Origin of the sequence: Mesorhizobium sp. M00.F.Ca.ET.216.01.1.1 (genome assembly GCF_004010325.2) — a bacterium.
Taxonomy (GTDB): domain Bacteria; phylum Pseudomonadota; class Alphaproteobacteria; order Rhizobiales; family Rhizobiaceae; genus Mesorhizobium.
On sequence record NZ_SADR02000317.1, the window covers coordinates 1 to 338 of the forward strand.

Consider the following 338-nt stretch of genomic DNA (forward strand, 5'->3'; position numbering starts at 1 on the left):
GATGCGCCCCGACAAGGCCGACGACATCAAGCTCGGGCGCGGCGGCATCCGCGAAATCGAATTCAGCGCGCAGGTTTTTCAACTGATTCGCGGCGGCCAGGACGCCGGCTTCCGGGTGCGGCCGACGCTCGCCGTCTTGCGGCATGCGGCGGCGCACGGGCTGATCGACACGTCGGTCTGCGAGAAGCTTTCGCAGGCGTATCGCTTCTCGCGCGAGCTCGAACACCGTCTGCAATATCGCAACGACGCGCAAACGCATGCCATCCCGGTCGATCGCGAGGAACGAGCGGCGCTCGCGCGCGCGATGGGTTGCGACGACTATCCGATGCTGCTCGCGC

General features: G+C 66.9%; 1 pseudogene. It reads left to right on the forward strand.

The features are described 5' to 3' along the window. Nucleotides 1-338 (forward strand): annotated as a pseudogene (locus EN859_RS36285) (hypothetical protein); the annotation flags it as partial.